Below are 19,312 nucleotides of genomic sequence, written 5' to 3'. Positions count from 1 at the left end.
AGTTTTAGATTCTAACTTGGCCCGAGGTTTTCAATCAAATATCCGTCTTTGTATGTCGGGTTTTTACGCTTCGTCACAAGGAACGGTTTTTTTCGAGGAGTCCAAAGAGTTCTCAAAACAAAAGCTCGGATCTTAAAAACGGCAATCGTAACAAGCTCGATCCAACGAATCGGCTTTGGAAATCCCATCGCGTCTCGAAGAGGAGGTTCCATTAGGCTAAAAAGGCCGTGAAAAAGAATCGTCTGAATTCCCGGAATTTTTGGAATCCTTCCGGCGAGGATATGAAGCGTCGCTTTGCCAAGGCGTTCACTTTCCGGAATCCGTTTAAAATTCTCTTTTTCAAACTTCCGATTCCAGACTTCAAAAGCATCATAGTCTTCGGGAAGGTCTTGGATGTTCATGAGTTTTCCTACGTTCTTCCATAGATGGAAGTTGGCGAGTTTCTCTTTCTGAGATCCCTTTCTCCAGCCGAAACGAAGATTCCAACGAACGGGTTCGTAGATAAATGTGCTGAGGGTATAAAGAAAATCCTGATTGGAAATCGAATACTTTTTATGTATCTGGTTGAGTCTTCGGATCGCGGCTCTTCCGTTTTCGGACTCGGTTCCGTTTTCTAAAAATTCTCCCAAGAGAATCGCAGTGTCATCGTATCTTTTTTGTCCGAAGTTTTCGAATTGTTTTGTCCCGTCTAAAATTTTTGCGATAGAAGGAATCGCAAACGTTTTAAAGAATGCTAATGCTAAAGAGATTTCTATATCCCTTGGGAAATCGTAACTCCCGGAGAGAAAGGAGATTCTATGACAATCTTTCTCGGGATCTAACTTTTGAATCTGATCGTATATCGCATATCGGTTCCACATACCCGCAATTTGCAGAATACCGATTGTGTTGCAAGAAATTTTCTTCTTGATTCATTTGTCATCAAACCTTTGAAGAGATTGGTGAACGGTTGTTTATAGACAAATTCATTTTCCATTTAAATAATTTCTTTTTAATCCGAAATGTGAGAGGAATCTATGAGCATCGAAAGAAGCAAAAACATCTCTCAAGGGAGAAAACTTCACTCAAAAATCATATTCTAAAAATGGAATTTTTTATAAAAAAACCCCGAAGCCTTAGAGACTCCGGGGTTTGTAAGTGGAGAAAATTTAGATCAAAAAATTCTTATGCGTTTGCTGGAACTGGAAACAAACCTTCGATCGAAAGATATCTTTCTCCCGTATCGTAAGAGAAAGTCAGAACCTTAGAACCTTCCGGAATTTCAGGAAGTTTTTTTGCCACAGCTGCAAAAGAAGCTCCTGAAGAAACTCCGATAAAGATTCCTTCTTCTTTTGCAGCTCTTTGCGCGTATTGGAATGCTTCGTCTTTGCTTACTTGAATCACTCCGTCCAAAAGATCAGTGTGAAGGTTTTTTGGAATGAATCCAGCTCCAATCCCTTGAATCGGGTGTGGTCCAGGTTTTCCTCCGGAAATTACCGGAGAAGCTTCCGGTTCTACCGCGAATACTTTCAATTTTGGAAACTTTTGTTTTAAGACTTGAGCGACGCCGGTGATATGTCCTCCGGTTCCAACTCCTGTGATTACGTAGTCTAGTCCGTCCGGAAAGTCCGTTAAAATTTCTTGTGCTGTGGTTTCGACGTGAACTTTGATATTGGCTTCGTTTTCAAACTGCTGTGGCATCCAAGCTTTTGGATTTTCGGCAACGATTTGTTTTGCCTTTTCGATCGCGCCCGGCATTCCTTTTTCTCTTGGAGTGAGTTCAAACTCTGCTCCGTAAGCCGCCATAATTCTTCTTCTTTCAATGCTCATAGATTCCGGCATTACTAAAAGGAGTTTGTATCCCTTAACGGCCGCAACGAGAGCCAATCCAATCCCTGTGTTTCCGGATGTAGGTTCTACGATGATACTATCTTTCGTGAGCTTTCCGGATTTCTCCGCGTCTTCGATCATAGAAAGTGCAATACGATCTTTGATGGATCCGCCCGGGTTTGATCTTTCTAATTTTACATAGATTTCGCTCTTTGTGTTAAACAAGCGGTTGATTTTTACGTGTGGAGTGTTTCCGATCGTTTCTAAAATACTCTTAGCTTTCATTTCTGTTTTCCTGCCTCTTCCAAGGGTTCTTTGAGTTTAGATGTTGTTATATTAGACATTTATTTCAATATAACAAATAGATTCAAGAAAAAAAATCCTTTGCAGAGGATTCTTTTTACAAAAGAGCGGAATTTTCGACATCCTCGGTTTGGAAGAAAAGTGTGAGTTCCTACTTATCTCGGGAAAAATCTTAGATTTCCTGAAGAACCACGCTCTGGAGAAAAGACTCAGCCGTCGGACCAAATTCTATCCCGAGAGTTTTGAAAACCGCGTAGATCGTCGAGACGTGAACGTTTGAATCTCCCGGCGTCGCCGCGTAACCTCTGATTTCTTTTTCCAAAATCTCCAAGGAACCAAGAGGAATGACCGCGTGAGAAAAGATTCTTCCATAAAGTCCGCGATCCCTTCCCGAGGAAAAGATCGAATTTGTGGAAATGAGATTCGTAGTCGAAAGATAAGGATCGTTCTGCAGCCGTTTTAAGACGGTCTCTTTTTTCAGAGTTTTTTTAAGACGAAAACGAAAACGAACCAAATGCATATACGGAGAATTGATCGTAACCGAAGACGATGTCACCGGAATTTTAATTCCGATTTGAGAATAGAGTTCGTTTAACAACCTACTATGATGTGTTCCCCATTCCGCTTCCGGTTTAACCAAAAGAGGTCCGGTAACGTGGGGATCGTCTTTTGCCATATCCGCGTCACGGCGAATTACGAGAAAGTCGGCTTCTTCCAGGATCGATTCCAATTCTTTAGGAGATTCTTCCGTTAATAAGCGAAGTGATCCCGCGAGAGTATGTGTGTTGCAGGTCGCGACGTGAATCATCTTGGGAAGAATTTTATCCAGAGAAGTCCTCGTGTCCGGATACATAAACTGAGGACCGAATTTGTGTTCGCTTCCCTGGGCTATAAACATTTTAATATTAGAATATTCTGATGTATTGTATTCTGAGATCCTCGAATCGGCCACTCCGGAAGGAGAACAGTCGCAAAGAACAACGGCGTCTAAGAGCGCGTTTTCTTTTTTGATAAATTCAGGGAAGAATTTTGCGACGTCGTTATCCGTCGTTTCTACGACGATCGCTCCTTTTTCAACGAGAGAAAGAATCGCCGGAATTTCGGATTCCTTTAGACGAAAGGGCTCGATATAAACCTGGAACTGTTTTAGTTTTTCCTGGAGAATCAAAAGAAGAGACGCAAGAGGCCAGCCGATGACCCCGGTTCCGCGGATATAAACCCCGGGAAGACGATTTGAATTCATAGAAAATTCCTTTCTCTCAGAGAAGGTTTTGTCGGAGGTACGACGAAAATTGTGAAGGGGAATTCTTCTTGATAAAAGTTGGTCTTTGTGTTAGAGGAAAGTCTCACGCTTTTCTCCCACCTGCCCACCTCCTCCACCCAATCAGGGTGGGGCGCGCGGCTTTCACGGAGGTTCGTCGTAGTTACGACAGATTTTCCGTGGACGACGACCTCTTCACTCTTAAACATTTCTCATCCTTTTTTTTCTTATTCTCTCTTTTTTTAACTCCGAGAATAAAACGGATCTTGAAGATAGTTCTCTTTGTATTTGATATAATTTCCTGTCGTTCTTGTGATGATCTCTCTTTCTTTTTCAGTAATATCACGCACGATCTTTCCGGGAGAACCCATCACCAAAACTCCTGGAGGAATTTTTTTCCCCGGTGTTACCAGCGATCCCGCGCCGATGAAAGCAAATTCTCCAACTTCAACGTCGTCCATCAACGTTGCGCACATTCCCACGAAAGAATTGTCTTTCAATTTGCATCCGTGAATCGTCGCCCTATGTCCGATCGAAACGTTGTTTCCGATTTCGACCGGATAAACATCCCTTGCTACGTGAATCACCGTGAGATCTTGAATGTTTACATTCTCTCCGATTCGAATGTAATTCACGTCTCCTCTCACCAAGGTCTGAAACCAAATCGAAGAATTTTTTCCTATCACTACGTCTCCGACTACCTGAGAACCCGGAGCCAAAAAAACAGATTCGTGGATCTGCGGTTTTTTTCCCATGTATTCTAGAACCTGATAGTTTGACTTCATTTCGCGCTTCCCTCTCTTTTCCTTCCTTTCCAGGACTTTCCTCGGGAGTCTTCAAAACAAGTCTAAAAAAAAGATTTTCTTTTGACCCCATTCTTCGAGAGAAAAGAATGCACGCATGAGCCGCAGTTCTTCCAATCAGGAAAAAGAAAGAAGAGAAAAAATAAAGTCCCTCTTAAAACAAGCGGGGATCGGCCTTATCGTCGGAGCAGTCATCGCCTTCCTCATCCGATTCTTTCTTATCTTTCCTTTTGTTTTGGAGAATCGAGACATGCTCCCAGGCCATTCTCCCGGAACTCGAATTTATTTTTCCCGTTTTGTAGACCGTTCCAATCTCTATCTCGGAGATCTCGTTCTTGTAAGACATCCTACACAAGAAGGAAAAGTTGTTTTCTCCCGTATCGCAGGAAAACCCGGAGAAACGGTTCAAATGAAGAATAAGGTCTTCTTTAGAAACAACAATCCGGAAGAAAATCTTGGATCCGGCGCCGGTTACACCCTTCAATTTGAAGACAAGCGCGGACCTTTCCCCGCGAGTTTTTCAGGAAGGGACAATTCGGAACCTCTCATTCTCAAGGACAGAGATTACTTTATCCTCTGTGATAACCGAGATTCTTGCTCCGATTCCAGAGATTTTGGCCCAATCCCTATCGAGAACATATTAGGAAAAGCCCTTTAATCCTTAGACAAATGTGGGAACTCCCCGCTTTTCTCCGAGTTTTTCTCTTCTAAAAGTTTTCTTACAAACCAAGTCTAAAATTTTTTAAACGTCCCCGGATGAAAAAACCCATCCAATTTCGGCCCTTTCCTTTCGGGCTTTCGTCCCGGTTTCGATTTTTCTAAAGAATCTTTTGAGAAAAGAAATCCATCCGTTAAGACGGGCCTACGAGCAAAGGAAATTTTTTTCACATTCCTTCCTAAAAAAACGTCAAAAATAGAATTCGAACAGACGTTAAAGTCCGTATTCAGGCTTTTTTTGAAAAGATTTTTTCTTGACTGAGCAAATACGAAATTTCTCTTCAATTTAAAAAACTATAAATTCTAATATAGAATTCTTGAATATATAGATAATTTATGTTTTAAGATTTGACTTTGGAAATTTCTTGTATTTTCTTTTTTTGTAATTCTCTAAGAAACAATCCTTTCTTGAGACTTGTATCTTTTTTTTTGGTTTCTTTTTATATGCAGAAATTCAAAACCAAGCAAAAATACATTCCATTTTACAATTTTTGAAAATCATGAAACTCTCCGAGCTTACCTTTCAGTTGATGGTGGAATCCACGCCAAACGCGATCATCCTCGTAAATAAAGAGGGAAAAGTTGTTTTTATCAACGCTCAAACTGAAAAACTTTTCGGATATCTCAGAACGGAACTCGTCGGACGAATCGTCGAAGAACTGATTCCAGTTCGATATCGAGACCGCCATCCCGATTTCAGAAATTCTTTCTTTGATTCTCCTCAGGTCAGACCCATGGGAGCCGGAAGGGATCTTTTCGGATTGAGAAAGGACGGGATCGAATTCCCGATCGAGATCGGACTCAATCCGGTCGTAACCGCAGACGGGACTTTGGTTCTTGCTTCGATCATCGATATCACACAACGTAAAAAAGCCGAAGAACGATTTCGTCTCGTGGTTGAATCCGCTCCCAACGCGATGATTCTCGTGAGCCACGAAGGCACGATTTCCCTCGTCAACAATCAGACCGAAAAACTCTTTGGATACGATCGAGAAGAATTGATCGGACAAAAACTCGAAATTCTTCTCCCCGATCGATTCCGAGGAGAACACCCCGATCACAGAGATCGTTTTTTTGCGGAGCCTTCGGTTCGTTCCATGGGCGCCGGCAGAGATCTTTTTGCTTTGAGAAAAAATGGAACCGAAATTCAGGTCGAAATCGGTCTCAACCCGATCGATACCGACGAAGGTCCGATGGTCCTTGCGTCAATCATCGATATCACACAACGTAAGATCCAAGAGACGACACTCATCCGTAAAAACGAACTCGAAGCCAAGAATAAGGAATTGGAACAGTTCGCTTATCTCGCCTCTCACGATTTGCAGGAACCACTTCGCACCGTCTCGAATTATATTCAAATTCTCCAGGAAGACTATGCAAATACGTTAGACTCCACGGCGCACAAGCATCTCAAGACGATCAACTTCGCGACCAAAAGAATGAGCGCCCTCGTCAAAGCGCTTCTCATGTATTCCAGAATCGGAAGGGATAGAAAACTGATCCGCGTGGATTGTAATACTTTGTTTGAAGAAGTCAGAGCCGATCTGGAAAGTTTGATTCTTCAATCCGGAGCGAAAATTACAAAGGACGAACTCCCTTCTCTGCAAGTCTACGAAGTGGAATTCAGACAACTCCTCCAGAATCTCATCGCAAACGCGATCAAGTTTAGAAAGGAAAGAACGGCTCCCGAAATTCAGATTCGAGTAAGTCAACAAGGCGATCTCTGGCAATTTTCGATTCAAGACAATGGAATTGGAATAGACTCCAAATACTTTGATCGTATCTTTTTTATTTTTCAGAGACTTCATCACGACTCCGAATACGAAGGTTACGGAATCGGTCTTGCAAACTGCAAAAAGATTGTAGAGTTGCACGGTGGAAAGATCTGGATAGAATCGACTCAAAATCTCGGAAGCACTTTTTATTTTACGATTCCGAATCTAAGAATATGAACAAGAAAGTAAATTGTATCCTTCTCGTCGACGATAACCAATCCGACAATTTCGTTCACGAACGTGTCATTCGGAAAGGGAACTTTGCGGATCAGGTGATTTCGAAACAATCGGGAGAAAACGCCTTAAAATATCTCAGAGGAAGGGTTGCCAGTCCGGAGGACCCTCGTCCCGATCTGATCTTTCTGGATATCAATATGCCCGGAATGAACGGCTGGGAGTTTCTCGAGGAATACGACGCGCTTCCCAAAGAACTCCAGGGAAAGATCGTAATCGTAATGCTCACGACTTCGGACAATCCGGACGATCGGGCAAAGGCGAAAGAATTCGGAATTCTCTCCGACTTTAAGACAAAGCCCCTCACGGAGGCGATGCTGAACGATATTTTCGAGGTTTATTTTTAAAAATCCTCTCCTTTTCTCCGGAAAAAACAGATTTTCAAGAGAATGTTCCAGGAAAATACTGTAATCAAATCTTAAAAATTCTCCCCATTCGGCGTCCGTCGGAAACGGGAGATCTTGAATAAATCTAAACAACAAAGGGAAGAAAATGACTAGAATAGCCATCAACGGATTTGGAAGAATCGGAAGACTCGTTTTCCGAGCAGGAATCAAAGACCCCAATCTGGAATTTGTCGCAATCAATGATTTAGTTACTCCTGATAACCTGGCCTACCTACTCAAATACGATTCCACTCACGGAAGATTTCAAGGAACCGTAGAACATACCGAAAAAGAACTCATCGTAGACGGAAAAAAAGTTCTCTGCGTTTCGGAAAGAGATCCTGAAAAACTTCCGTGGAAAGATTTGAAAGTAGACTACGTAATCGAGTCCACTGGACTTTTCACTGACAGAGTCGGCGCGGAAAAACATATCAAAGCCGGAGCCAAAAAAGTCGTGATCTCCGCTCCGGCAAAAGACAAGGACATCCCTACTTTCGTAATGGGTGTAAACAACGAAAAATACAACCCAGCAACCGATCACGTTGTGTCTAACGCGTCCTGCACGACCAACTGTCTGGCTCCGATCGTAAAAGTAGTTCTCGATAATTTTGGAATCGAAGAAGGTTTGATGACCACGATTCACGCGACTACCGCAACTCAACCCACCGTTGATGGACCTTCTAAAAAGGATTTCCGCGGAGGAAGAGGAGCCATGCAAAATATCATTCCCGCTTCTACGGGCGCCGCGAAAGCGGTCGGACTTTGTATTCCGGAAGTAAACGGAAAACTCACAGGAATGTCTTTCCGAATTCCAACGCCAGACGTTTCAGTAGTAGACTTAACCGTAAGAACTACAAAAGAAACTTCTCTAAAAGAAATTTCAGCGAAAATGAAAGCGGAATCCGAGGGGGCAATGAAAGGAATTCTGGGTTACACCGAAGACATGGTCGTATCCAACGACTTCGTGAGCTCTACCCTTTCTTCCATCTTTGATATGGACGCGTGTATCGAATTGAATTCTAGATTTTTCAAATTGGTTTCTTGGTATGACAATGAGATGGGATACTCGAACCGAGTTCTCGATCTCATCCGTTATATGGCGAAAAAAGGTTAATTCATGGAATTGCCTAGACTCGAAAACGTCGACCTCGCCGGAAAACGAGTTTTCCTAAGAGTGGACTTTAACGTTCCGATTGAGAACGGAAAAGTCACCGACAAAACAAGAATCGAAAAAACGCTTCCGACCATCGAGCTCCTCCTGAAAAAAGGAGCCCGTGTCATTATAGCGAGTCATTTAGGAAGACCTAAAGGACAAGTGAATCCTGAATTCTCCATGGCTCCCGTCGTGGAAGCTTTCAAAGGACTCGTAAAAGCAAACGTCCTTTTTTCCAAGAACGTGATCGGAGACGACGTAGTTAAGTTATCGAAAGAATTAAAAGACGGAGAAATCCTCGTAATCGAAAACGTTCGTTTTCACAAGGAAGAAGAAGAGAACGATCCGGGTTTTTCTAAAAAGCTCGCGGCGCTCGCGGACGTCTATGTAAACGACGCCTTCGGAGCGGCTCACAGAGCTCACGCTTCTACGGAAGGAATCGCACATCTTCTTCCCGCCTACGCGGGACTTTTGATGCACAAAGAAATCGTAGAACTTTCGGCGCTTCTTTCCAGACCGGCTCGTCCTTTTGTGGCGATCATCGGTGGATCGAAGGTTTCTTCTAAGATTAAGGTTCTTACCAATCTTTTTGATAAGGTAAACCACCTTCTTATCGGCGGAGGAATGGCTTATACATTCTTAAAATCCAGAGCGGTTCCTGTGGGAAATTCTCTTGTGGAAAAAGAATTTGAAGTGCAAGCGTTTCAGTTGATCGAAAAAGCCGGAGTGGCCGGAGTCGATCTTCAACTTCCGGTCGATCATATCATCGCAGATTCATTCAGCGACAAAGCAAAAACAAAGTCGGTGGATAAGATGGGAATTTTAGACGGTTGGATGGGAATGGATATCGGTTCCAAAACCGTCTCAAACTACGAAAAGATCATCAAGAACGCGGGCACCATTTTCTGGAACGGCCCGATGGGAGTTTTTGAAATGGATAAATTTGCGGGCGGCACGATGGCTCTCGCCAAGGCGATCGCAAAATCCAAAGCAAAGACCGTCGTAGGCGGAGGAGATTCCATCGCGGCGATCAACAAGGCCGGAGTCGCGGATAAGATCACTCATATCTCGACGGGCGGCGGAGCTTCTTTAGAATTTATGGAAGGAAGAAAACTTCCAGGCGTAGAAGCCTTAAAGAAAAAAGAATCCGAATAAACTCGAATTCAAAAACAAGCGCGGATCCCGATCTTCTGTGAGAAACGGATCCGTTTGCGACCGATCCTCTGCCTCTTTTCAACAAATCAAATTTTAGAATATTATAGAATCCTAAACCCGAATTCTATCTTTCAATAACTCAGTAGAGGGCCCCGTCCATATCGTAAAAACATCGAAGGACATCGGGAAATTGAAATCCAAATCGATAGGTAAGAATCCGATTTCCCGATTTGAATGTTTCTTCCGAAGGCTCCAATTTGTTTCGACGCAAATCCTTCGCGTCGAAACATTCTACGGTTCGTCTTCCGAAAAAGAAAAAGCTCCGCTCTTCCTGAACGCTCATCTCGAAAGTAAGTTTAAAATTTTCGGAAACCCATTCCTTGGCGGGCCAAAGATCGTATTCTATCACTCCCCAGAAATCGGAATTTCCAAAAGAAAGATATCCAAAACCAGTTTCATTCTGTCCGGGTCGCATCGTATAAAGGATTTCTAATTCTTGAATTCCAACGGGGAGTTCGAGCTGAAACTCAGCGATATGAGGAATATCAAAAGGCTTCCATTGCCCATATTCCTTTTTTTGTTCTCTCATAGCTTGGGAAAGTATTTTCAGGGATTTTTTTTCTTTAGACGCGACCGAGATTCTTTTTTGATTGTGAAGAATTTCCAACGTTGCGGACGCAGGTAAAACAAAAGAAAAAAGATAATCTCCCTTTTGTAAAGAATTGATCTTATACGTTGCCTTTATCGAACATTTGTCTTCACAGAAAATAGATAATTTCTCCTCCTCCAAACGAACGTTTTTTGATTTGGAAAACAAGATACTTCCCGGTGCGGCCGTAACGGATTCCGGAGCCCGACTGTTGGATGGAAGCGAAAAAAACGGGAGAATACAACAGAATAAAAAAAATCGTTTTATCCATTTAGAATACAGAGTGAGATTCAAATCAAACCTTCCTTTTCAAATTCATCACTGATACTTTTGATCTGCGATACGAAGAATGAATTTTATTCGCTTCTTTATCAAGCAGGTATTTTTGCGAATCCGATCCGGAATTCCTCCACAGCGAATTAGGATGTAGGAAACATTCCAACTTAAAAAGTCCTTGAAGCCAACAGGCTTTCCCACAAACTCTTCCCATCTTTCACGAAATCATAATCAATGAGGAAACCATGCGCAAGACAGTGATCGCCGGAAATTGGAAAATGAATCTTTCCGAAAAGGAAGCCATCTCTTTGGCACAATCGATTAAGGAAAAAATTCCAAGCGTCGCAAAGGATAGAATCCCGATGGTATTCCCTTCCCCCCTTCACTTAGCGAGCGTCGCAAGAATTTTGGAAGGAACCGGAGTCGTCGTAGGAGCACAGAACTGCTACCCATCCGGACTCGCTGCGTTTACGGGGGAAACTTCTCCGGAACAACTTCGAGAAATCGGAGTTAAGGTCGTAATGATCGGACATTCCGAAAGAAGACAGTTCTTGGGAGAATCCAGTTCTTTCTGTAACGAAAAAATCCACTACCTTCTAAAGAACGGATATACCGCCCTCTATTGTGTCGGGGAAACCTTAGCGGAAAGAGAATCGGGAAAGACCTTCGAAGTCATCGCTTCCCAAGTGAAAGAAGGCCTAAAAGGAATCGAAAGTAATTCTTTCTCGAACCTGATTCTTGCCTACGAACCCGTTTGGGCGATCGGAACCGGAAAAGTGGCGACCCCGGCCCAGGCTCAGGAAGTTCATGCTTTTATCCGCAAGGAAGTCGCGGGTCTTTTTGTGGGAGCTTCCGGCGTTGCAGAATCCCTTTCGATTCTTTACGGCGGTTCGGTAAAACCGGACAATGTTACCGCACTCTTAAAGGAAAAAGATATCGACGGAGGACTCGTGGGAGGAGCCAGTCAGAAGATCGATTCCTATCAAGGACTCTTCTAAAACCCGCTGAAACTGGTCGGAGAAGCTACCAGAGGAGAGTATTTTAATTGTCACTCCTCTGCGGATTCATAATCTGGCAAAGGATTCAATTTTTTTTCAGGAACTGATATGTTAAACGGAGTCATTCTTACATTATTCGTTGTTGTTTCTCTCTTTCTGGTTTTACTCGTTATGATTCAAACCGGCAAGGGTGGAGGACTTTTAGGCGGGGGCTCCAGCCAATCCGTTTTCGGTTCTTCCACTGCGGACGTTCTTACCAAAGCGACCAGAGTGACCGCGATTCTCTTTATCATTCTTTCTCTTTTTCTTTCCTTTCTCTTTGCAAAAAAGGAAGATAAACTGATGCCGGAAACAGCACCGACTCTGACCGCACCTCCAGAGGAGACCAAAAGTGAAAACAATACACCTACTACGACTCCGGCTCCCAACGCGGCTCCTGCGGCGCCGGCAACCACTCCTTAATTTCAGACGAAATCAAATCAGAGAAGAATCTTTTACGAAAGTTCTTTCTTCTCTGATCCAAATTCTTTCCTCTCGATTCTTTCTTTTCCTTCTTTCATTCTTTGTAGCGTTCTCTCTGTTTTCAGAAGGAAGAGAAACTGACGATCACAAAGCGACTTCTTCGAGCACCGCTTCCATTCTCAATCGAAGAATTTTAAGAATTTACGAAGACCTCGGAGTCGCAAGAGAACTTATCAAATTAGAAAGAATCGATTCCGTTCCTAGCGGAACTTATATTTCTTTTTTAGGAAACTTTCCCAATCGAAAGGGAATCAAGGTCACGAAACATTCCATTTCCGAAGGAAGAAGCGGGATCGAAAGAGCGGAGAGTAAATCGATCCTTTTGGAATTTACGGGAACCACTCTTTCTCGAGTCATAACGGAAGTAAAAGCTGAGAATGCGGACGGTTCCGATGTGACCGTCATCCGCTTGATCGACGAAACTCCTCTGGATCAGAACGTGGACGATATTCTCGTGGAGTCCAATCGGAACGGAAAAGAAATGCGTTATCCGATTCAGTTTCTTCCGGATGAAGGAAGCAACCGAGAAAGATCCGCGTTTAAGCAAGAATTTTACTTAAAACTTTTAGAGGATTTTCTTGTGCAAGTCCTGAGACTTCATGAAATGCAGAACCAGGAATCCGCAAAAAATAAAAAAAAGTTACTGCAAACTTTTAAAGATTCTCTACAATATTGAATCTTCATGTCCTCGTTGCAGGAAAATCTCTTAGAAAGAGCCGGTGAACTACAGTCCATTTTGGATGGGATTACCGAGCCATTGGTATTGATCGATCCGGGTTTTCGTATTCGGAGGGTCAACCGATCCACGCTCGAATTTTCCGGTCAACCGTCGTTTTCCTCCATTATAGGGAAAAAATGCTACGAGGTCCTCTACAATCGAACCGCGGTTTGTCCTTATTGTCCGATGAAGGAAATGAAAACCGGAGAAGAAAACTTCAATCAATATTTTGAATATCCGAAATCCGACGTCAATCGGGAGATTTTCCATTCCGCAAGAGGACAAAAAGAAACCTTATATCTGGATTTTTATCCGATCGAAAAAGACGGACTCATCGGTTCCGTTTTGGAGAAAGTAAGCAATATTACAAGAATCAAAGAAAAGGAAGAAGAGAATCTAAGAATTCGAAATCTTGCTTCTTTGGGAATTTTTATCTCCGGAGTCGCGCACGAACTCAACAACCCTCTTACGGGAATGAGTTTAACTTTGCAGAGTCTTTTGAACAATCTTACTTCCATTGATCCGGACTTTTTTAAAAAACGTTTGGATATGATGAAAGAGGATCTAACGCGCGCCGCGATGATCGTCTCCGATATCATCAGCTTTGCAAAACCGGACAAACTCGTAACCACGTCCGCGGACATTTCCGAGACGATCCAAAAAGCAAAGGAAAACGTGGTTTGGGTTTATCCCGTGTTATCAAAAAATATTACCTGGGAAATTCTCTGCGAACCCGGAACTATATTTCAGTTCAATCCGGTAAAGATGGAACGCCTTTTTATCAATCTCTTTAAGAATTCTCTCCAAGCCTTTGACTATGGAGAAGGAAAGATCCGCGTGGAAGTAAGAAAGACCAGAAACATGGTCCACATCATCGTGGAAGACAATGCCGGTGGAATTCCGGACAATCTCATCGACAAAATCTTTTCTCCGTTCTTCACGAAGAATAAGACTGGAATCGGAACCGGGCTCGGACTTTCGATCTGTCATTCGATCGTAAGAGAACACGGAGGAGAATTGTCGGTCAGATCGTTCGAAAGGAAAACTCGTTTCAGAGTTTCCCTACCCTTTACTCAGAACAACGGGTATTCTTCCTGATGTACAACATTCTCATCGTAGAAGACATTCATTCGATTCGAGAGGCGATCAAGGATTTGCTGAACGGAATGTATCGGGTTTTTGACGCGGAGAATTACGACGAAGCGATTCAGATTCTTAAAAAAGAAGAGATCCATCTTGTGATCACCGATATTCGAATGCCGGGAAAAACCGGACTCGATCTCATCAAAACGATACAGCACGAATTTCCTCAGGTTCTTTATACGTTGATGACCGCATACAATATCAACGACTACATCAACTTCGCATACAAACACGGAATCTGGAACATCATTCCGAAATATTCTTTTTTGGATATCAAGTTGATCTCGGTGATGGTTCGTAAACTTCTCACCAAAGACATCTTCGGAGTTGAAAAATACTTCGGTCCGGATTTTATCATTCAAGAATCCGAAGCGGAAGATCGAGAATTTTCAGTCCCTCAACCGGAAAGTATCGTTTACAAAAGGATCTATTCGGACGAACAGAGAAACTTTCTCTGCAATCGTATCGCGAAGTTTCTCGTGGAAAAAGGAGCTCCGAATGCGATCAATCAAATCTTAGAAGAGCTTACGTCTAACGCGATGATTCGGGCGCCGAGAGATTCCAAAGGAAATTATAAATATCAATACGAGCTCCCCTCTCGAGATCTTGTGATTCCATTGGAAAACATTCAGCTCGCAGAATCCGACTTCTTTGAAATCGGATACGGGATCGCCGACAATACATTCATCATCGTGATCCGGGATCATTTCGGTTCCTTGGATAAAAAAGAAATCTTAAAAAGACTCGATCGTCATATCACGGTCGACGAGGCCACCGGATTTCCGCCCGGTCTCGCGGATTCTCACGGAAGAGGTCTTTATATCTGTCGCGAAATTTCAGATCAGTTAATTTTTAACATCGAGAAAGATAAAAGAACCGAAATCATCGCGCTTCTGGATAAACAAGGAAACAAAAGTTATAAATCTTTGTCCATCTACGAAGTCTGAAGTTAAGAATTTTCCGATCTTATCGGAAAACAGACTTGAAGTCCGTTGCAAGCCTTTTTTAAAAAAGAATATCTTGTCAGAACAAGTTAGAATGTCTACGGCCCGAAATCAAAGTCTACGCGACGTTATCTCAAAACGGACTTAAAGTCCGTTGCAAGCTTTTTTAAAAAAGAATATCTTGTCAGAACAAGTTAGAATGTCTACGGCCCGAAATCAAAGTCTACGCGACGTTATCTCAAAACGGACTTGAAGTCCGTTGCAAGCCATTTTTTAAAAAAGAACACTTTGTCGGAATAAGTTAGAAGATTCACTATATAAGAATATTATAAATTTCTATAAAGGAACAATTCCTTCCCAGTTTCCAAAACGACCGAACCTGTTTTGCCGGAAGGAAAAAATCTACCCGGAAAATCGGAAATTTTGATCTTTTCTTTTTTTAAGATTTTTCCTTTTTCATCCAAAAAAAGAATCTCGGAATTCAACTCAGCCGCAAACCAATCCCCGTTATGGAAGACGGTTTGATAGACTCCGGTGCCGGAAGTTCGCTTCGCCTCCAAACCCTTTTTACCAGATCGGTCGTAGAAGGAAATTTTATCCGGAGCGGAAACCAACACTTCACCCGTATTAGAAATTGCTAAATAAACCTTATGCGGATAAATCGAATCCAATTCATAAGAAGAATCCTCGTTTCCCTTTTCATCCAGAACGAGAATCTGATCCTTGTTAGTTTTTAAAAGATGAATCGCCGTCTTCTTTCCATCGGGAGAAAGAGAAAGACTCTTAGCAAAGACCGGAGTTTTTTCGGAACCCAATTCTTTTTTAAAAAGAATTCCACCCTTAGAGTCCAAAACAAACAACTCGCCGCCCGAAAAAAGAACTCCGCAAATTTTAGAATCGGGAGCAAAAGAATAGTCCGTCAAAAAACGACCGTCGATTTTTTTCACGCCGGTTTCATTTCCGTTGATATCGGAAAGTATCACCTGATTATGATCTCCCGCAACGAGCAAAACAAGATTTCCGGAAGGAGAAATTCTCGGATAACTTCTGTATTCTTTTGTCCAGAGAATCTCTCCGGATGGGGAATAGAAATTCACTTCAGCCCCGATCTTTTTATATTCCAGATATCCTTTCGCGTTAAGGGGATATTCGATTCTTCTTGTGTCGTCTAACGCGATTCCGTTTGAACTCTGGACGGTATAATAAGAATTCTCGTGTTTATAACCGTTTAGATTTTCTTCGGGGTTCCACTGAAAACGGGGATCGGGGGCCATACCGGCGTGAGCCGATTTAGAAAACGCCCATACCTTCTGGATTCCCACAGCGGCTTGATACGGATTTCCAAATAAATAAAAAAACACTATCGTAAAGAATATGCTAAATCCCGCAATCGGTAGAAGTTTCATCCTTTCCTCTTCAATAAGTCGTATAATAAATACATTCCAGTATGAGCCGCGTATTCGCGAAAGGAGGCCCTTGGAAACGGAAAGTAGTGTTCGTGGATTTCGGTGGTTCCGCCTTTTTGAGCGATCCCAAAATAGACCAACCCTACTTTCTTTTGTGCGGTTCCGCCGCCCGGCCCCGCGATCCCCGTTACGCTGATCGTATAATCCGTTTTCAAAGACGAAAGTGCTCCTTCCGCCATCTCTTTCGCAGTTTCTCGGCTGACGGCTCCAAAGACGTCTAATGTTTCTTGTTTTACTCCAAGAAGTCCCGCCTTGATGCTATTATCGTAAGAAACAACTCCGCCAAAAAAATAAGCGGAGGATCCAGCACGATCCGTAAAGGTCTTAGCCATCAAACCGCCAGTGCAACTCTCCGCCGTTCCAACTGTGACTTTTTGTTCGATGAGAATCTTAGGTAATTCTTCAAAGATATCCGGAGTTGATTTTGCTCCATAAACCTGATCGAGCTTCTCTAAAAGAGAATCCACGAGCTTTCGATCTCCCGATTGAAAACTCACGCGAATATAACCGCGTTTAGCGGCAACACCCCATACGACGGATCCGTTTGTAATCGATTCTTCTTTGGATATAAATTCTTTTTGAAAGAGAGATTCACTCATCCACCAGATAAAGCGAAAACCGGAATGAAGTTCCTTTGCGGAGAATGTCTTCGAAATCCAAGGAGATAACTCTTCTCTAAACATCTCGGTCATTTCTCCCGGAACACCGGGCATACAACTCAAGGTCGCATTCTCGCCTAACTTTAAAATAAATCCGGGAGCGATTCCTACCTTGTTGTTTAAGATGATGGAAGTTTCAGGAACCGAGATCTGACGAATCGAAGTCTGCATCGCTTCTTCAAAATTCTTTCCTCTGAGACGATAGAAGGCTTCGATTCTCTGTCTCGCGACGGGACTTTCTATCGAAGTAACGCCGGCGAGCTTACAAGAAATTTCTAATGTATAGTCGTCTTCCGTGGGGCCAAGTCCTCCGGTCATCACCATCAGTACCGGTCTTTCTTTTGTGGATTCTTTTGCGAGGTTTCCGATTTCTTCTTCTAAGACATTTGGATCGTCGGGAAGAACAACAAACTTAGAAACCGAAAAGCCGATCCCAAAGAGTTCGTTTGCGATCCAAGAGGAATTCGTATCTTGACTTCTTCCGGATGTGAGTTCCGAGCCAGTAGAAAGAACTATAATCTTCGGTTCTGACATTAGGATTCCTTATCCATCCTTTCCGGGGCTGAAACTCCGATCAGAGAAAGACCTTGAAAGAGAATATCTCTGGATGCAAGACAGATTCTCGCGAGCCCAAGGCGAACCTCGGGAGTTGCGTCCTTCAGACGATTGTTCCTTCCTAAATAAAAAATTGTAAACGCTTTCGCAAAACTCTGGAGATAATTGGTCACACGATGGGGTTCCATCGCATTCGCAGAATCTAATATTTCTTCCGGATATCTTGCAATCCAGAAAAGAAGTCGTTTTCTCTCCTCGGACATTTCGAGTTTGGAAGCTTCTTCCGCGGAGGTTTCGTTTCCGACTTCTCGAAAAATCGAACAGATTCTCGCGTGGGCGTATTGAAGATAGAAAACCGGATTCTTATCCGATTCGTCCTTGGCAAGATCCAAGTCAAAATCGAGAGGTGCGTCGAGAGAACGCATTACAAAAAAATAACGTCCCACGTCTTTGCCGTGTTTCCCCAAAAAGCCGATGAGATCGCTCATGGTTTGAAAGGAACCCGCACGTTTGCTCATCTTCACTTTTTGTCCTGATTCGAGAAGATTGACTTGTTGTGCGATGATCACTTTGAAATTTTCTTTTGGATAGTTTAAGGATTGAATTGCACCGGAAAGTCTCGCGATATAACCGTGGTGATCGGGTCCCCAGATATCGATGATACGATCGTATCCTCTCTCGATCTTATTCTTATGATACGCGATGTCAGCGAGCAAGTAAGTCGGTCGGCCGTCGTCTCTGACCACGACACGATCCTTATCGTCTCCGTATTCCGTGGAACGAAAAACTTTCTTCCCGTCTTCTTCAAAAATTTTTCCGGATTTTTCCAAATCTTTCATCACGGTCAGAACTTTGTCGGCGTCGTGAAGTGTTTTTTCGCTGAAGTAGTTGTCAAACTCGACTCCAAACGCGTCCAAATCCTTTCTCTGCCAGACGAGATTGTCTTCTACGGTCCAGACGGAACAAAGTTCCGCGAGTTCCCTGTATTTTTTTTCCTTTAGGAGAGATTCAATTTGAGGGGATTTTGTCGCGTCCTTCAAGAGAGAACTTGCAATATCCTTAATGTATTCTCCCCGATAACCTTCGGACGGAAGAATATTTTTTTCGAGGATCGTTTCGATCGGAGTCGTGTCTTCGGCTTCTTGGATCGATGAAGATTCCCCTTTGAGTTCTCGAATTCGAACGAGAGTAGAAACGCCGAGTAAGAAAACTTGATTTCCAAAGTCGTTGATATAGAATTCCTTATCTACCTTATGACCGATTGCTTTTAAAAGAGACGCCATCGCGTCCCCCATAGCGGCCGCTCTCGCCGAAACGATGTTCAACGGTCCGGTCGGATTGGCGGATACGAATTCTAAGTTGATCTTAAGGGGGTTCGATACTTTCGGATAATAATTTCCGGAAAGAATGGAAGATTCGATAAACTTTAAAAGAAAGGAGGGAAGAATTCTAAAATTGACGAATCCCGGAGGAGTAAAATCGACAGTCTCAAAGAGGTCAGTTCTTTTTTGTAACGCGGCGACAAGGTCTTGCGAAACCTGAACCGGATTCTTTTTTAGTAATTTAGAATTTTCTAATGCGAACGAGGTGGAATAGTCTCCGAACTTCTCGTCTCTGGAATATTCAATTTTTATTTTTAAGGAACTCTGGTCCAAATCCGGAAAGGCAGAAGTGATTTCCTTCACCCCTTCCTCCAGAACTTTTAATACGATTTGTTTGAGCGTTTCAGTTTCTTTCATTTTAAGAGCGATCCATTGAGGGCGACAAGCCGGTTACACGTTGTTTG

General features: G+C 42.9%; 18 protein-coding genes. 10 read left to right on the top strand and 8 right to left on the bottom strand.

Going from position 1 to position 19,312, the window contains the following annotated elements:
• Positions 1-11: 11 nt before the first annotated feature.
• From A0128_RS07815 to A0128_RS07795, 4 genes are all read right to left on the bottom strand, one after another.
• The gene (locus A0128_RS07815; protein WP_069606993.1) at positions 12-860 is read right to left on the bottom strand and encodes an oxygenase MpaB family protein; all 849 of its coding nucleotides are present in this window, start codon (positions 858-860) and stop codon (positions 12-14) included.
• 304 nt (positions 861-1,164) lie between these two features.
• Positions 1,165-2,094, bottom strand: coding sequence for a cysteine synthase A (cysK, locus tag A0128_RS07810; protein WP_069606992.1), 930 nt, complete (start codon positions 2,092-2,094; stop codon positions 1,165-1,167).
• A gap of 190 nt (positions 2,095-2,284) precedes the next feature.
• Positions 2,285-3,355: a hypothetical protein gene (locus A0128_RS07805; protein WP_069606991.1), complete on the bottom strand. Its 1,071-nt coding sequence runs from the start codon at positions 3,353-3,355 to the stop codon at positions 2,285-2,287.
• Between the two features lie 260 nt (positions 3,356-3,615).
• Positions 3,616-4,158 carry a gamma carbonic anhydrase family protein gene (locus A0128_RS07795; protein ID WP_069606989.1) on the bottom strand — a complete coding sequence of 181 codons (543 nt, stop codon included), beginning with the start codon at positions 4,156-4,158 and terminating at the stop codon, positions 3,616-3,618.
• Positions 4,159-4,273: 115 nt separating this feature from the next.
• On the opposite strand from A0128_RS07795, the gene lepB reads away from it, so the two are divergent.
• The 5 genes from lepB (at position 4,274) to A0128_RS07765 (ending at position 9,596) form a co-directional block, all read left to right on the top strand.
• Complete coding sequence (gene lepB / locus A0128_RS07790) at positions 4,274-4,834, top strand: signal peptidase I (protein WP_069606988.1); 561 nt, start codon at positions 4,274-4,276, stop codon at positions 4,832-4,834.
• Between the two features lie 559 nt (positions 4,835-5,393).
• The gene (locus A0128_RS07780; RefSeq protein WP_069609194.1) at positions 5,394-6,845 is read left to right on the top strand and encodes a sensor histidine kinase; all 1,452 of its coding nucleotides are present in this window, start codon (positions 5,394-5,396) and stop codon (positions 6,843-6,845) included.
• Positions 6,842-7,249 carry a response regulator gene (locus A0128_RS07775; protein WP_069606986.1) on the top strand — a complete coding sequence of 136 codons (408 nt, stop codon included), beginning with the start codon at positions 6,842-6,844 and terminating at the stop codon, positions 7,247-7,249. The genes A0128_RS07780 and A0128_RS07775 overlap by 4 nt, the downstream gene beginning before the upstream one ends.
• Positions 7,250-7,394: 145 nt before the next feature.
• The gene (gene gap / locus A0128_RS07770; RefSeq protein ID WP_069606985.1) at positions 7,395-8,402 is read left to right on the top strand and encodes a type I glyceraldehyde-3-phosphate dehydrogenase; all 1,008 of its coding nucleotides are present in this window, start codon (positions 7,395-7,397) and stop codon (positions 8,400-8,402) included.
• 3 nt (positions 8,403-8,405) lie between these two features.
• Complete coding sequence (locus A0128_RS07765; RefSeq protein ID WP_069606984.1) at positions 8,406-9,596, top strand: phosphoglycerate kinase; 1,191 nt, start codon at positions 8,406-8,408, stop codon at positions 9,594-9,596.
• Between the two features lie 139 nt (positions 9,597-9,735).
• On the opposite strand, the gene A0128_RS07760 is transcribed toward A0128_RS07765, so the two are convergent.
• Positions 9,736-10,512, bottom strand: coding sequence for a hypothetical protein (locus A0128_RS07760; RefSeq protein ID WP_156781907.1), 777 nt, complete (start codon positions 10,510-10,512; stop codon positions 9,736-9,738).
• Positions 10,513-10,766: 254 nt separating this feature from the next.
• On the opposite strand from A0128_RS07760, the gene tpiA reads away from it, so the two are divergent.
• The 5 genes from tpiA to A0128_RS07735 all read left to right on the top strand — a co-directional run bounded on the left by tpiA (position 10,767) and on the right by A0128_RS07735 (position 14,849).
• Positions 10,767-11,519, top strand: coding sequence for a triose-phosphate isomerase (gene tpiA, locus A0128_RS07755; RefSeq protein ID WP_069606983.1), 753 nt, complete (start codon positions 10,767-10,769; stop codon positions 11,517-11,519).
• A gap of 108 nt (positions 11,520-11,627) precedes the next feature.
• Positions 11,628-11,981, top strand: a complete 354-nt coding sequence (secG, locus tag A0128_RS07750) for a preprotein translocase subunit SecG (protein ID WP_069606982.1) — start codon at positions 11,628-11,630, stop codon at positions 11,979-11,981.
• A 61-nt stretch (positions 11,982-12,042) separates the two neighbouring features.
• Entirely contained in the window at positions 12,043-12,717 is a 675-nt protein-coding gene (lenA, locus tag A0128_RS07745) for an endostatin-like outer membrane lipoprotein LenA (RefSeq protein ID WP_069609192.1), read from the top strand.
• Between the two features lie 6 nt (positions 12,718-12,723).
• Positions 12,724-13,857 carry an LIC_12097 family sensor histidine kinase gene (locus A0128_RS07740; RefSeq protein ID WP_069606981.1) on the top strand — a complete coding sequence of 378 codons (1,134 nt, stop codon included), beginning with the start codon at positions 12,724-12,726 and terminating at the stop codon, positions 13,855-13,857.
• Positions 13,857-14,849 (top strand): response regulator transcription factor, encoded by a 993-nt coding sequence (locus A0128_RS07735; RefSeq protein ID WP_069606980.1) that lies wholly within the window; start codon positions 13,857-13,859, stop codon positions 14,847-14,849. The genes A0128_RS07740 and A0128_RS07735 overlap by 1 nt, the downstream gene beginning before the upstream one ends.
• A gap of 323 nt (positions 14,850-15,172) precedes the next feature.
• Here A0128_RS07735 and A0128_RS07730 read toward each other — a convergent pair whose 3' ends face one another.
• The 3 genes from A0128_RS07730 to argS are packed head-to-tail and all read right to left on the bottom strand — an operon-like array spanning position 15,173 to position 19,265.
• The gene (locus A0128_RS07730; protein ID WP_069606979.1) at positions 15,173-16,252 is read right to left on the bottom strand and encodes a WD40 repeat domain-containing protein; all 1,080 of its coding nucleotides are present in this window, start codon (positions 16,250-16,252) and stop codon (positions 15,173-15,175) included.
• Positions 16,249-17,505: a nicotinamide-nucleotide amidohydrolase family protein gene (locus A0128_RS07725; RefSeq protein WP_069606978.1), complete on the bottom strand. Its 1,257-nt coding sequence runs from the start codon at positions 17,503-17,505 to the stop codon at positions 16,249-16,251. Before A0128_RS07725 ends, A0128_RS07730 begins: the two co-directional genes overlap by 4 nt.
• On the bottom strand, positions 17,505-19,265 hold the full coding sequence (gene argS, locus A0128_RS07720) for an arginine--tRNA ligase (RefSeq protein ID WP_069606977.1): 1,761 nt from the start codon (positions 19,263-19,265) through the stop codon (positions 17,505-17,507). Before argS ends, A0128_RS07725 begins: the two co-directional genes overlap by 1 nt.
• Between the last annotated feature and the right edge of the window lie 47 nt (positions 19,266-19,312).

This window comes from Leptospira tipperaryensis (genome assembly GCF_001729245.1).
Taxonomy (GTDB): Bacteria; Spirochaetota; Leptospiria; order Leptospirales; family Leptospiraceae; genus Leptospira; species Leptospira tipperaryensis.
This window is presented reverse-complemented; position numbering and strand designations above follow the sequence as displayed.